This is a genomic window from Paraburkholderia caledonica NBRC 102488, assembly GCF_000685095.1.
Classification (GTDB): domain Bacteria; phylum Pseudomonadota; class Gammaproteobacteria; order Burkholderiales; family Burkholderiaceae; genus Paraburkholderia; species Paraburkholderia caledonica.
On record NZ_BAYE01000005.1, the window covers coordinates 1 to 12995 of the forward strand.

General features: G+C 58.1%; 12 protein-coding genes and 1 pseudogene. 10 read left to right on the plus strand and 3 right to left on the minus strand.

Features of this window, described 5'->3' with window-relative positions; all coding sequences use genetic code 11:
* Positions 1–181 precede the first annotated feature (181 nt).
* Positions 182–1813 (plus strand): annotated as a pseudogene (locus BCA01S_RS34780) (methyl-accepting chemotaxis protein); the annotation flags it as partial.
* 66 nt (positions 1814–1879) lie between these two features.
* Here the strand turns inward: BCA01S_RS34780 and catC are convergent.
* The 3 genes from catC to BCA01S_RS11805 all read right to left on the minus strand — a co-directional run bounded on the left by catC (position 1880) and on the right by BCA01S_RS11805 (position 4390).
* Complete coding sequence (gene catC / locus BCA01S_RS11795; protein WP_027777053.1) at positions 1880–2158, minus strand: muconolactone Delta-isomerase; 279 nt, start codon at positions 2156–2158, stop codon at positions 1880–1882.
* Between the two features lie 76 nt (positions 2159–2234).
* Positions 2235–3362 (minus strand): muconate/chloromuconate family cycloisomerase, encoded by a 1128-nt coding sequence (locus tag BCA01S_RS11800; RefSeq protein WP_027777054.1) that lies wholly within the window; start codon positions 3360–3362, stop codon positions 2235–2237.
* A gap of 104 nt (positions 3363–3466) precedes the next feature.
* Positions 3467–4390: a LysR family transcriptional regulator gene (locus tag BCA01S_RS11805; RefSeq protein ID WP_027777055.1), complete on the minus strand. Its 924-nt coding sequence runs from the start codon at positions 4388–4390 to the stop codon at positions 3467–3469.
* Between the two features lie 176 nt (positions 4391–4566).
* Between BCA01S_RS11805 and catA the strand changes: the two genes are divergently transcribed.
* The 9 genes from catA to BCA01S_RS11850 all read left to right on the plus strand — a co-directional run bounded on the left by catA (position 4567) and on the right by BCA01S_RS11850 (position 12982).
* Positions 4567–5502 carry a catechol 1,2-dioxygenase gene (catA, locus tag BCA01S_RS11810; RefSeq protein ID WP_027777056.1) on the plus strand — a complete coding sequence of 312 codons (936 nt, stop codon included), beginning with the start codon at positions 4567–4569 and terminating at the stop codon, positions 5500–5502.
* Positions 5503–5608: 106 nt separating this feature from the next.
* Positions 5609–6967, plus strand: a complete 1359-nt coding sequence (locus tag BCA01S_RS11815) for an SRPBCC family protein (protein WP_027777057.1) — start codon at positions 5609–5611, stop codon at positions 6965–6967.
* Positions 6964–7452 (plus strand): benzoate 1,2-dioxygenase small subunit, encoded by a 489-nt coding sequence (benB, locus tag BCA01S_RS11820; RefSeq protein WP_027777058.1) that lies wholly within the window; start codon positions 6964–6966, stop codon positions 7450–7452. Before BCA01S_RS11815 ends, benB begins: the two co-directional genes overlap by 4 nt.
* A 39-nt stretch (positions 7453–7491) precedes the next feature.
* Complete coding sequence (benC, locus tag BCA01S_RS11825) at positions 7492–8514, plus strand: benzoate 1,2-dioxygenase electron transfer component BenC (protein WP_027777059.1); 1023 nt, start codon at positions 7492–7494, stop codon at positions 8512–8514.
* Positions 8511–9287, plus strand: coding sequence for a benzoate diol dehydrogenase BenD (benD, locus tag BCA01S_RS11830; RefSeq protein WP_027777060.1), 777 nt, complete (start codon positions 8511–8513; stop codon positions 9285–9287). Before benC ends, benD begins: the two co-directional genes overlap by 4 nt.
* Positions 9288–9313: 26 nt before the next feature.
* Positions 9314–9712 carry a RidA family protein gene (locus tag BCA01S_RS11835; protein WP_027777061.1) on the plus strand — a complete coding sequence of 133 codons (399 nt, stop codon included), beginning with the start codon at positions 9314–9316 and terminating at the stop codon, positions 9710–9712.
* Between the two features lie 563 nt (positions 9713–10275).
* A complete protein-coding gene (locus tag BCA01S_RS39030) occupies positions 10276–10497 on the plus strand; it encodes a hypothetical protein (protein ID WP_425175968.1) in 222 nt (73 codons plus the stop codon).
* 321 nt (positions 10498–10818) lie between these two features.
* Entirely contained in the window at positions 10819–11589 is a 771-nt protein-coding gene (locus BCA01S_RS11845; RefSeq protein WP_027777063.1) for a gamma-glutamyl-gamma-aminobutyrate hydrolase family protein, read from the plus strand.
* Between the two features lie 58 nt (positions 11590–11647).
* Positions 11648–12982, plus strand: a complete 1335-nt coding sequence (locus BCA01S_RS11850) for a glutamine synthetase family protein (protein WP_027777064.1) — start codon at positions 11648–11650, stop codon at positions 12980–12982.
* The last annotated feature ends 13 nt before the right edge of the window (positions 12983–12995 follow it).

Below are 12995 nucleotides of genomic sequence, written 5' to 3' on the forward strand. Positions count from 1 at the left end.
AATTTATCTTATGTCAAATCACAGATAGAACGCGACTCGCCTCCAGACTTCGACGGTCACCTCCAGAACCCCCCACGGTCAGCCACCAACCCAGCCTCCCTCAACGCAAACGACGCCTCAGCGCCAACACGACACTCGCGCATGCCGCAGAAATTTTTCGAAGTTCGGCACCAACGTCGCTCTCCGCGAGGTCGAGCAAAACATCAGCTACCTGGTACAGACAGCGCAACTAGGAGCGGCTGACCAGAGCATCACCGATTATCTGACTCACGGCGGGCAGATGACGCCGGATGCTAACGGCGAAACGGAAAAAACCATTTTCGCCCTGCTCAAGCAGTTCGGCGACAGTCACCCGAACATGCGATACCTCGATATCGGCACGCGCTGGGGCGGCTACGTCCAGTGGCCGATCGAGAGCATGAATGGCGACCACTACGATCCTCGCGTGAGGCCGTGGTAGATCATTTCGTTTGCTAGTGTCGTGAAAGACAGCAAGGGAGAAATCCTCGGCGTGCTCGGGGGCGACATCTCGCTTGCTGACTTCGCTCGCCTGACCAGCGGTATCAAGTTCGGCGAGACGGGTTACCTGCTCGTTGCTGACAACAACGGAAAGATCCTGATCGACCCCAAGGCCAAGGAGCACGAGTTCAAGGATCTGAAAAGTCTTGGCGGAGGCTATGCGCAACTGGCCGCGTCGTCCGATCGGCTGACCACTGTGCAGATGGACGGCGTTTCATACGAATCCTTCGTCTATACGTCGCCAAAGAATGGCTGGAAATACTTCGCCCTGGTGCCAAGGCCGGAAATGATGGCGGCCGCCAACAAGCTGACTTTGACGCTGATCGCGACGGGTCTTCTCGTGCTGGTCGCGGGACTTGGTATGACGATCCTGCTCGGGCGGAAGATGACCGGTCCGATCCGCAGCCTCGCCAGTTCGATGCATGAGATCGCTGCCGGCGACGGTGACCTCACCCGTCGGCTGCCGCTCGATAGCGAAGATGAAGTTGGACTTCTCGCGCGGCAGTTCAATGCATTTGTCGCGAAGCTCCACGGCGTGATGCAGAAGGTCGTGAGCAGCAGCGGCCACCTCGAGCTCGCGGTGGGCGAAGTATCGTCAGGCAGTCTGGACCTCTCGTCGCTAACTGAGCAACAGGCTGCTTCGCTGCAGCAGACGGCTGCGAGTATGGAGTAGCTTGCCGGAACGGTACGCGGCACGGCCGAACAGGCGAAGAGCGCCAATAGCGTGGCGAGCGGCGCAGTAGAAACAGCGCATCGAGGGAATGAAGCGGTCTTGAAGGCCGCGAACACGATGAACGCTGCGGTCGAGCAATCCAGCAAGATTGTAGGGATCGTCGGCATGATAGAAGGCATCGCATTCCAGACGAACATCCTCGCTTTGAACGCAGCGGTTGAGTCTGCACGTGCGGGCGAAAGCGGACGCGGCTTTGCCGTCGTCGCCGCCGAAGTTCGCAACCTTGCCCAACGCTCAACGACCGCAGCCAAAGAGATCAAGGGTTTGCTGAAGTCATCTGTCGTGAATGTCGAGGCGGGTGCCGAACAGGTCAACCTCGCCGGAAAGACGATTGCCGAGTTGTCCACCGCCATTTCGCATGTCGCGACGATCACGGGCGAGATTGCCACGTCGGCCCGCGAACAGAGCCGCGCGATAGATGAAGTGAATCAGGCGGTTGCCTTGATGGACCAATCGACCCAGCAGAATGCCGCGCTTGTCGAGGAAATAGCCGCAGCTTCGGATTCGCTCAAGTCGCAGGGCCACGCACTCAATTCCACCGTCCGCTTTTTCAAGCTGTAGGGCTGGCGGCAGTGCCGCGTACCTGCGAACAACATTGCGCGCTGACGCAATCCTCCAGCGCTGCTTCTATCGTATCGACGAAGGGTGACGTGCAAGCGCTGTCACCTCGATCGACATATATGGAAATAATGGAAGACCCGCAAGGATCTCGTGTAACTCGTCGTGCGAGTCGACGTCGAAGATACTGTAGTTCGCATATTGCCCAACGATCCGGTGCAATTGCTGCCATTTCCCCCGTCGCTGTAACTCTTGCGAATATTCCTTTTCACGGGCCTTGATTTCGTTGGCCTGAACAACCGGCATATCTTGCGGCAGGTGTACATCCATTCTTGCGAGATACAACATGTTCTTCTCCTTGCGAGATGCCCTTCTCCAGTTGCTGGCGATTGCGTCATAACGAACGTCGAACGGCCCGGTGTGTTCAGGCCTGTTTATCACGGCGGTAGAAAGCGAGCTTTTCTTCATCGATCTGAAGTCCGAGCCCCGGCCCTTCAGGAATATGCAAGTCGAAATCGCGATACTGGGGGCGAGCCGTCACCACGTCATCCTTAAGCAGGAGTGGGCCAAAAAGCTCAGTACCCCATGACAATTGCGGAAGTGCGCTGAATCCGTGCGCGGAAGCAATCGAACCGATGCTGCCTTCGAGCATGGTGCCGCCGTATAGCGCGACGCCGGCGGCGTCGGCGACGGCAGCGGTCCGCATCATGGCGTAGATACCGCCGGACTTCGCAATCTTCAGTGCGAAAACGTCAGCGCATGAGCCACGTACAAGATCGAGAGCGTCTTCGGGACCCGTGACGCCCTCGTCCGCCATGATCGGCACAATGAAGCGAGCAGCGAGACGGGCAAGCGCGCCGCGTTGCTCGCGCGGCGTGGGCTGCTCGATAAGGTCGATGCCGGCCGCTTCCAGCGCGGCGATTCCCAGCGCGGCATCGATTTCGTTCCATGCCTGATTCACGTCCACGGTGATCCTTGCGCGGTCGCCGAGGGCGGCCTTGATTTTTGACACGTGCGCTACGTCGTCCCGAACGGTACGCCGTCCAATTTTCAGCTTGAACGTATCGTGCCGACGTTCAGCAAGAAGCGTTTCGGCTTCTTCGATGTCGCGATGGGTGTCGCCGCTCGCGAGCGTCCAGAGGACCGGAAGCGTCTTGCGAACAGATCCGCCTAGCAGTGCCGACAGCGGCACACCAAGACGTTTGCCCTGTGCGTCCAGCAGCGCCGTTTCAATGCCGGACTTGGCGAAGCGGTTGCCGCGGGCCGCCTTGTTCAGCTTGAGCATGACGTCGTTGATGTTGGTCGCGTCTTGTCCCACCAACACTGGCGCCAGGTATGTGTCGATGGTTAGTTTGATGCCTTCGGGACTTTCTTCGCCGTAAGAGAGACCACCGATAGTCGTCGCCTCCCCAATGCCCTCGATGTCGTCGCTCGCGCGAAGGCGGATGATGACCATGGTTTGATGCTGCATCGTCGCCATGGAGAGCTGATGCGCGCGAATGGTTGGAAGGTCAACCAGAATCGCTTCGACAGAGGTGATTTGGGGATTCATACCTGAGATGACGAGATGGATGGGTTGCAGAAGTATTGCGCGTGCAATCTTCCCCTGTCCAAGACCATCGACGTCTAGTGCCATACCCCCGAGGTATGATAGGCTTACCGACCCCCGTCCGTACGGGCGACGGAAGCCACCTGCTCTTCCTCGTACAGTCGATAAATCAGATCGAGCATCTCGCTGATGTCGCGCGACTCGTCCATCGCACGCACACTCATGATGATTGGCGACACCAGAGTCGGGTCGTCCAGTTCCTTATAACTCACGTCGTCGCGCTTCAAACCATAGACGCTGCTCGGGACAATGGAAATCCCCTCCCCTGCGGCGACTAGCCCCAGCGCAATTTGTATTTCGCGGACTTCATAGATTTTTCGCGGCTTCAATCCGCGATCCTGAAAAGCAGCGAGGACCTGGTCCGCGTAGCTCGGACGAGGCGTTTTCGGGTAGATGATGAGCGTTTCGTTTATGAGGTCGCGTAAAGCCGAGACAGGCCTGGAAATCGAAAGCGGGTGGCCGAGAGGGAACGCGACAATCATCTTCTCTTCTCGCAGAACCACTCGCCGGATGTTCGCATCTTCTAGCCGGATGCGGCCAAACCCGATGTCGATCCGTCCGTCCTTGAGCGCCCTGATCTGGTCGGTAGTCGACATTTCGTGAAGGCTGAGTTCGACCGTCGGGTTCTCGTCGCGAAAGCGGCGAATTATTTTTGGCAGCAACCCGTATAGGGTCGATGCGACAAAGCCGACGGACATGCTGCGCTCGATGTTGCCGACTCGGCGTGTCATCGACTCGAGTTCTGAAGTCTGTGCCAGCAATTGCACCGCGTGGCCGTAAAAGAACTTGCCCGTCTCGGTCAGTTTCAGCGGGCGCGAGTTTCTTTCGAAGAGTTGCACGCCCAAGGTCTCTTCCAGTTGCTGTATCTGCCGACTGAGCGGTGGCTGGGCTATGTGAAGCCGCTGCGCGGCCCGCGTGAAGTTCCGCTCCTCGGCAACCGCCACGAAGTACCGGAGGTGTCGCAGCTCCATTTAATACCTCTCAGATATAGCCCGATACTAAATCGGTGTTGGACCGGTTGGTTTGGCCTCAACTATCCTGCATTCATACCGAGATTCACAACCCGATTATACCTTCTGAGCATACTTAAACTGCGCAGAAACAAGGGTTAACCCCATCGAAAAATAGAGAGAGTCAGGAGCAGACAATGAACGCCAAAGTGTTTGAAACGAACGAAGTGCAGAACCTTCTCGCGGCCGCCGCCAACCTTGGTCGCGAGGACGGCAACGCCCGCGCCAAGGAGATCACCCATCGCTTGCTGAGCGACCTGTTCAAGGCCATCGACGACCTCGACATAACCCCAGATGAAATATGGGCGGGCGTGACCTACTTCAATAAGCTCGGGCAAGACGGCGAAGCGGCGCTTTTGGCTGCAGGCCTTGGCCTGGAAAAGTACCTCGACATCCGCATGGATGCGCAGGATCTCGAAGCAGACATCCATGGCGGCACGCCGAGAACCATTGAAGGACCGTTGTACGTCGCTGGCGCGCCGGTGGGCGACGGTGTGTCGAAAATCGATGTCAATCCCGACGAAGACGCTGGCCCGCTCATCATTCATGGCACCGTGACCGGACCCGATCGCAAGCCCGTGGCGGGCGCGGTGGTCGAGTGCTGGCATGCCAACTCGAAGGGTTTCTACTCGCACTTCGACCCGACCGGTGCACAAAGCGAGTTCAACCTTCGCGGTGCAGTGCGAACCGGTGCCGACGGTAAATACGAATTCCGCACACTCATGCCGGTTGGCTACGGCTGCCCGCCGCACGGTGCGACCCAGCAACTGCTGAACATGCTTGCTCGACACGGTAATCGTCCAGCGCATGTGCACTTCTTCGTCACCAGCGATAAAACACGCAAGCTGACGACGCAAATCAACATCGAAGGCGACCCGCTGATCTGGGACGACTTCGCCTATGCGACCCGCGAAGAACTCGTACCTCACGTGGTCGAGAGGACCGGCGGCATTGCCTTGGGTCTGAAGGCGGATGCGTACAAAGAAATTCAGTTCGACATTGCGCTGAGCCCATTGATCGAGGGTAAGGACACTCAGTTGGTCAATCGCCCGAGGGCGTCAGCTGCGGTCTAACCGCTCGACACGGCGGCTTTCTGACCGACTCGCTGCCTGATTCTCCGCATAAATCACTGTACCGATGCAAGGGCTCCGCCGTGGAGCCCGCATAGGGAGAGCAAACATGTCTGCAATTATCGACAAGGCGTTGAAGCTGGAAGACCTGCTGAGTAACGCAGTGCAAGACGACAAAGAAAACGGTGTTTTCCGCTGCCGTCGTGACATCTTCACCAACGCCGATTTGTACGAACTCGAGATGAAGCACATCTTCGAGAGCAACTGGGTTTATCTCGCGCACGAAAGCCAGATTCCTGACAACAACGACTACTACACCACGTCGATTGGTCGTCAGCCTATCGTCATTACCCGTGACAAGACCGGCGAATTGCACGCGGTCATCAATGCATGTGCGCACAAAGGTGCAATGCTGTGTCGCCGCAAGCACGGCAACAAGAGCAGCTTCACCTGCCCTTTTCACGGCTGGACGTTCTCGAATGCCGGGAAGCTCCTGAAAGTGAAGGATGAGAAGACCACCGAATATCCGGTGCAATTCAACAAGCAAGGTTCTCACGACCTGAAGAAGGTTGCGCGCTTCGAGAGCTATCGCGGCTTTCTGTTTGGCAGTCTCAATGCCGACGTGATGCCGCTTGAGGATTACCTCGGCGAGACGAAGGTCATCATCGATCAGATCGTTGCGCAAGCACCCGACGGCCTGGAGGTATTGCGCGGAAACTCCTCGTATATCTACGACGGCAACTGGAAGATGCAGATGGAAAACGGTTGCGACGGTTATCACGTCAGCACCGTCCACTGGAACTATGCCGCGACGATGGGCCGGCGCAAGGAAGAAGGCACCAAGGCAGTGGATGCGAACAGCTGGAGCAAGTCGGTTGCCGGCGTGTACGGATTCGAGCATGGTCATATCCTGCTGTGGACCAATACCATGAACCCGGAAGTGAGGCCGGTTTATCGGCACCGCGACGAAATCACGGCGCGTGTGGGCGAAGACAAGGGCAAATTCGTCATCAACCAGACCCGCAATCTGTGCCTTTATCCCAATGTCTTTCTAATGGATCAGTTCAGCACTCAGATTCGAGTGGTTCGTCCGATTAGCGTAGACCGGACCGAAGTCAGCATCTTCTGTTTCGCCCCCAAGGACGAAAGTGCGGAAGATCGCGCGATCCGCATTCGCCAATACGAAGATTTCTTCAACGTATCGGGCATGGGGACCAGTGACGACCTCGAAGAATTTCGCGCGTGCCAGTCCGGATACGCCGGTTCAACGACGATGTGGAACGACCTCTCGCGCGGTGCTCCGCTGTGGATTCACGGACCCGACGAAAACGCCAAAAGCATGGGCTTGAATCCGCTCATCTCCGGAGAGCGGAGCGAAGACGAGGGCCTCTTTGTCGTTCAGCACGAGTACTGGCTGCGGGTCATGCGCGAAGCGTTGCGAAAAGAACAGGCGGAGGCGACGGTATGAGCTTCGACTATCAAAAACTATGTCGTGCGCTTTATCAGGAAGCCCGTTTTCTGGATGACCGTCAATGGGACGAGTGGCTTGCCTGCTATACCGAGGACGTCACTTACTGGATGCCTGCGTGGGACGACGATGACAGGCTGACAGAAGACCCGCAGACGCAGATTTCGTTGATGTACTACCCGGATCGCGGCGGCCTCGAAGACCGCGTGTTCCGCATCAAGACCGAACGAAGCGGCGCTTCGATGCCCGAACCGCGCACGAGCCACAACGTGACCAATGTGGAAGTGCTGGCTGAACGTGATGACGAGGTGGACCTTCGGTACAACTTCAACACGCTCATTCATCGCTACAGGATTACCGACCAGTTCTTCGGCACGATGTACGTAACCTTGCGCAAGGTCGACGACCGTCTGCTGATTTCCAGCAAGAAGATTGCACTGAAGAACGACTATATACGACAGGTGCTCGACGTTTATCACGTTTGATGCGACCGGTCGAATCGAGACAAGGAAGTAGGAGACAACATGTCCAGCTACAACATTGCACTGAACTTCGAAGACGGAGTTACCCGCTTCGTCGAATGCAAGGCCGGCGAGAAGGTTCTCGATGCCGCCTTTCGCGCCAGGATCAACTTGCCAATGGATTGTTCCGACGGCGTATGCGGTACCTGCAAATGCCGGGCGGAGAGTGGCCGCTACGATCTGGGCGACGACTACATAGAAGACGCGCTTAGCGACGACGAGAAGCAGAGCGGTCTCGTCCTCACATGTCAGATGGTTCCCGAGAGCGATTGTGTCATTGCCGTCCCCGCATCGTCGACGGCCTGCAAGACTGAGCAGAGCAAGTTCGCGGCGACGGTCACAAAGGTCGAAAAACACAACGATGCTGCTGTCGTGCTAGAGATGAATGTTGACGGCGCTCCGCCCGTGTTCCTTGCCGGCCAGTACGTCAACATCGATGTACCCGGCAGCGGTCAACATCGCTCCTACTCGTTCTCCTCGTTGCCCGGCGAATCGAAAATCTGCTTTTTGATCAAGAAGATTTCCGGCGGCGTCATGAGCACATGGCTCGAGTCGGCCCAGCCCGGCAACAAGGTTCAGTTGACCGGGCCGATGGGTGTCTTCTATTTGCGTGCAGTTGAACGACCCTTGCTGTTCCTCGCGGGAGGTACTGGGCTAGCCCCGTTCCTGTCGATGCTGGAAGTGTTGACCCGTGCGAACTCCCAGCAGAAGGTGCACCTTATCTACGGTGTGACGCGAGACCTCGACCTGGTTCTGGTCGAAGACATTCAGTCATACACGTTGAGACTTCCAAATTTCACGTTCAGCACCGTTGTGGCCGCAACCGAATCCGCGCACCCGCGCAAGGGCTGGGTGACACAGCACATGCCTGCAGAATGTTTGAACGACGGAGATGTCGACGTGTACCTGTGCGGCCCGCCACCGATGGTTGACGCTGTACGCAAACATTTCGACGAAAACGGCGTAGAGCCAGCCAGCTTTCACTACGAAAAATTTACCCCCAACGCTGCGCTGGTGGACGCATGAACGCGCAACGGTTCGAAGGCAAGGTAATGGTCGTCACCGGAGCGGCGCAGGGAATCGGGCGCGGCGTTGCTCTGCGTGCAGCATCGGAGGGTGCGCAAGTACTGTTTGTGGACCGCGCTGAGTTTGTCCACGATGTCGCCGCCGAGGCGATCGGCGCCGGGACAGCCGGCTTCGTCGCCGACCTCGAGACGTATGAAGGTGCGGCTTCGGCAATGGCTTTCGCGACGCAAAAGTTTGGTCGGATTGACATCCTCGTAAATGGCGTCGGCGGCGCGATTCGCATGCGGCCTTTCGCGGAGTTCGAGCCGGCCCAGATTGATGCTGAAATCCGCCGTTCCCTGATGCCGACCCTATATGCGTGCCACGCTGTTCTGCCTCAGATGCTGTCGCAAGGCCGTGGAACGATTGTCAACCTCTCATCGAATGCCACGCGAGGTATTCGCCGCGTGCCCTACTCGGCTGCCAAGGGCGGCGTCAATGCTCTCACCCAGTCGCTAGCGATGGAATACGGCGAATGCAACATCCGCGTGGTCGCTGCCGCCCCTGGTGGGACAGAGGCGCCTCCGCGACGCGTGCCTCGCAATGAGGCAGGAGACAACGAAGCGGAGAGGACCTGGATGAGCGAAGCCGTCAAGCAGGTGGTCGAGTCCACCTTCTTCAAGCGCTATGGAACGCTTGAAGAGCAGGTCGCGCCGATTCTCTTTCTTGCATCCGACGAAGCTAGCTACATCACGGGCGCCGTGTTGCCGGTTGCCGGCGGCGACAACGGATAGAGCCCAATCAGTCTGGAGACGCAGTAATGAAGGAACGCAAAGCCGTTGTGCCCGCCGGAATGGAGGCGGTGTACGAAAGAATTCGCTACGCCCCCGCAGTCAAGGTCGGGAACACCATATATGTGTCTGGCCAGGTGGGTCGAGATGCGAAGATGCAACTCGTCGAAGGTCGCGAAGCGCAGACAGTTCAAGCGTTCGAGAACCTGAAGAAAGTACTCGAGGCTGCAGGCGCTTCGCTGAGCGACGTGGTGGACCTCACGACGTTCCACACCGATATGCGCGACTTGCCTTCATTCATAGAGATACGCGACCGCTACCTCACGACGCATCCCATGCCGGCATGGACGGCCATCGGCGCGCACATGCTCGGGGGCACGGCCGGGTATATCGTCGAAATCAAGGCCGTCGCCGTCCTGCCCGATTAACCGTGAAGCGACCAATCTCAGAGGAGACCGAGGGGCCGTGTCCGGCGAAAGTGGCCTGCAAGCAACGCGCCATGCTGCCGCAATACTGGTTGGTCGAGCAGACGACGCGGCAGGATTGGGGACTGTGTTTGAGCAAAACATCTGTATTTGATGTCGACAGCGATCGGAGACGAAGAGAGCATAACTTGTGACATGGTCTTCTATGCTGTAGCCGCAAATCCTGATTGGTCAGCAAACGTTGTTTAATGTAGTTCCCGACCACACCGCCCCAACGCTTTTTCAATTTCACTTAGCGGCGTTGCACCTTGAATCATCCGAAATACCCATTGCGCAACATTCCTTTATTTCAGCGACGAATTTGCGGACCGCCTCGGGAAAGCACCGAGCCGGTTTTTGTCAGAAATGGTTTGACGGCGTTATTGACTCGTATATCCTGACCTATGGGCGGTCGCCGTTCGCCGTTCGCGGTTCAAGGCGATCATCCCAACGTCCTGTTTCTTTAAACGCCCCGTGCGAATGAGCAGGCCGTTCAATACTTTCAACGTTGCCAGTCGAGTGTAATCGTGAGAGTCCGTGGCCCTTTGGTGAAATGGAACCGCAGTCATGCGAGTTGTCCTCGCGCTGACGGCGCCATCGCCGACGGCAGCAGCGGCAGCCTTACGTTCCGCCGCTTCGTGTCCGTCTTCACAATCCTTTCGCGTCGTTCGGTTCGACGTCACAACTCGATCTCCGCCCGCGCCTTCATTGCCGTGCGTACGGACGAAGTCGCCTCGCTGTTGCCCTAGCGCCTCCCTTTTTTTCGCCGTTGGATTCGTCCGTCTGCGCGAGCGCGTTCGCTCGAGCCGCGCGTTTGCGCATGTGCGGTGCTTAATGCCGTCCATGTGTTTCGCACGTGTCGACCCGACTGTGCAGCGCACCGGCCCTAATCGAACAGCCAATCTGATCGTCACGCGCGGCGCGTTTCGTTGACGACGACCGCTTGCCCTACTCCGGCGGCTTGACGCATGGCGTCCGGCTGTGGACTGGTGTCGCGCTGACATTCGCGGTGCGCATGCTACGTCTCGCATCCGCTGCGTCGCGCGGTTGAATACACACGTCAATTCGTTATGCGAAATAAACCATTGATTGGCATTACCACCGATAGAACGACAACAGGACATCATCCTTCGCACGTGGTTGGTGAGAAATACATCGCTGCAATCGTCGACGGGTCGCAGGCGCTCGCATTGCTGCTGCCTGCGCTGGGCGAGCGTCAGTCCACGGACGATGTACTGGCCACTGTCGACGGTCTGTTTTTCACCGGCAGTTATTCGAATCTCGATCCGCACCTTTACGGTGGCAAGCCTTGTGCGCCTGGCACGGTGCACGACGCGGCCCGCGATGCGACGACGCTCCCGTTGATGCGCGCCGCGATTGCGGCGGGCGTGCCGGTGCTCGCCGTATGCCGTGGCTTGCAGGAAATGAACGTGGTGTTTGGCGGGACGTTGCATCAAGGCGTTCATGCGGTCGCGGGCTTCAGCGACCATCGCGAGAACAAGGAGGATCGCCTCGATCTGCAATACGCACCGTCTCACACGGTCTTGCTGACGCATGGCGGTTTGTTGCAGCGTCTCGCGGGCGGTGCGAACGAAGTGCGCGTGAACTCGTTGCATGACCAGGGTATCGAGCAGCTGGGCATGGGTCTCGTGGTCGAAGCCACTGCGCCGGACGGACTGATCGAAGCGGTGAGCGTGAACGGTGCGCGCGCTTTCGCGCTGGGCGTGCAGTGGCACCCGGAGTGGAAGCACGCGAGCGACCTTTTCTCCACTGCGATCTTTCGTGCGTTCGGCAATGCGTGCCGCGAACGCATGCATGCCAAACGCGAGAACTGGCTATGACACTCCGCTTGCCGACGCAGCCAGGCCGCGCAATAGCGCAACAAACAGAGAGAAAATCATGCATGACATCGACGAATTTCTTAAGAAAAATCACGTTACTGAAATCGAAGCGATCATCCCCGATATGGCGGGCATTGCTCGCGGCAAGATCATTCCCCGCAGCAAGTTCGAGTCGGGCGAGTCCATGCGCTTGCCGCAGGCCGTGATGATCCAGACCGTCACCGGAGACTATCCGGACGGCGGCACGCTCACGGGCGTCACCGACCCCGACATGGTGTGCGTACCCGACTCCAGCACGATACGAATGATTCCGTGGGCCGTCGATCCGACTGCTCAGGTGATTCACGATTGCGTTCACTTTGACGGCACGCCTGTCGCCATCTCACCCCGCCGCGTGCTGCGCCGTGTGCTCGAACTGTACAAGGCGAAGGGCTGGAAGCCGGTCATTGCACCCGAACTCGAGTTCTATCTGGTCGATATGAACAAGGACCCCGACCTGCCGTTGCAGCCGCCCATTGGCCGCACTGGGCGCGCCGAGACCGGACGCCAGGCCTACTCGATAGAAGCCGTCAACGAATTCGACCCGCTCTTCGAAGACATCTACGAGTATTGCGACGTTCAGGAACTGGAAGTCGACACGCTGATTCATGAGGTGGGCGCCGCGCAGATGGAGATCAACTTCATGCATGGCGATCCGCTCAAACTCGCGGACAGTGTGTTCCTCTTCAAGCGCACGGTGCGCGAAGCGGCATTGCGTCACAAAATGTACGCCACGTTCATGGCCAAGCCGATGGAAGGCGAGCCGGGCTCGGCCATGCACATGCATCAAAGCCTCGTCGACGGGGAAACCGGCCACAATCTATTTACCGGCACCGACGGCAAGCCCACGTCGCTTTTCACCAGCTACATAGCGGGCTTGCAAAAATACACGCCCGCGTTGATGCCGATTTTTGCCCCATATATCAATTCATATCGGCGTCTCTCGCGCTTCATGGCCGCACCGATAAACGTCGCCTGGGGCTACGACAATCGCACGGTGGGCTTCCGCATTCCGCATTCGGGGCCGGCTGCGCGCCGCATTGAAAACCGGATTCCCGGCGTGGACTGCAATCCGTATCTCGCGATAGCGGCAACGCTTGCGGCCGGCTATCTCGGCATGACGCAAAAGCTCGACGCTACCGAGCCGCTGCTGAGCGACGGATATGAGTTGCCGTACCAGCTACCGCGCAATCTCGAAGAGGGGCTGACATTAATGGGCGCCTGCGAGCCCATTGCAGAGGTACTCGGCGACAAGTTCGTGCGAGCGTACCTTGCGCTAAAAGAGACCGAATACGAAGCGTTCTTTCGCGTGATCAGTTCATGGGAACGCCGGCATCTGTTATTGCACGTCTGAATCAAACGCTAAC

Bases quoted from the DNA above. Each gene is read 5' to 3' on its own strand.
- catC (WP_027777053.1), bottom strand. From the start codon at position 2,158: ATGTTGTATCTCGCAAGAATGGATGTACACCTGCCGCAAGATATGCCG.
- BCA01S_RS11800 (WP_027777054.1), bottom strand. From the start codon at position 3,362: ATGAATCCCCAAATCACCTCTGTCGAAGCGATTCTGGTTGACCTTCCA.
- BCA01S_RS11805 (WP_027777055.1), bottom strand. From the start codon at position 4,390: ATGGAGCTGCGACACCTCCGGTACTTCGTGGCGGTTGCCGAGGAGCGG.
- catA (WP_027777056.1), top strand. From the start codon at position 4,567: ATGAACGCCAAAGTGTTTGAAACGAACGAAGTGCAGAACCTTCTCGCG.
- BCA01S_RS11815 (WP_027777057.1), top strand. From the start codon at position 5,609: ATGTCTGCAATTATCGACAAGGCGTTGAAGCTGGAAGACCTGCTGAGT.
- benB (WP_027777058.1), top strand. From the start codon at position 6,964: ATGAGCTTCGACTATCAAAAACTATGTCGTGCGCTTTATCAGGAAGCC.
- benC (WP_027777059.1), top strand. From the start codon at position 7,492: ATGTCCAGCTACAACATTGCACTGAACTTCGAAGACGGAGTTACCCGC.
- benD (WP_027777060.1), top strand. From the start codon at position 8,511: ATGAACGCGCAACGGTTCGAAGGCAAGGTAATGGTCGTCACCGGAGCG.
- BCA01S_RS11835 (WP_027777061.1), top strand. From the start codon at position 9,314: ATGAAGGAACGCAAAGCCGTTGTGCCCGCCGGAATGGAGGCGGTGTAC.
- BCA01S_RS11845 (WP_027777063.1), top strand. From the start codon at position 10,819: ATGCGAAATAAACCATTGATTGGCATTACCACCGATAGAACGACAACA.
- BCA01S_RS11850 (WP_027777064.1), top strand. From the start codon at position 11,648: ATGCATGACATCGACGAATTTCTTAAGAAAAATCACGTTACTGAAATC.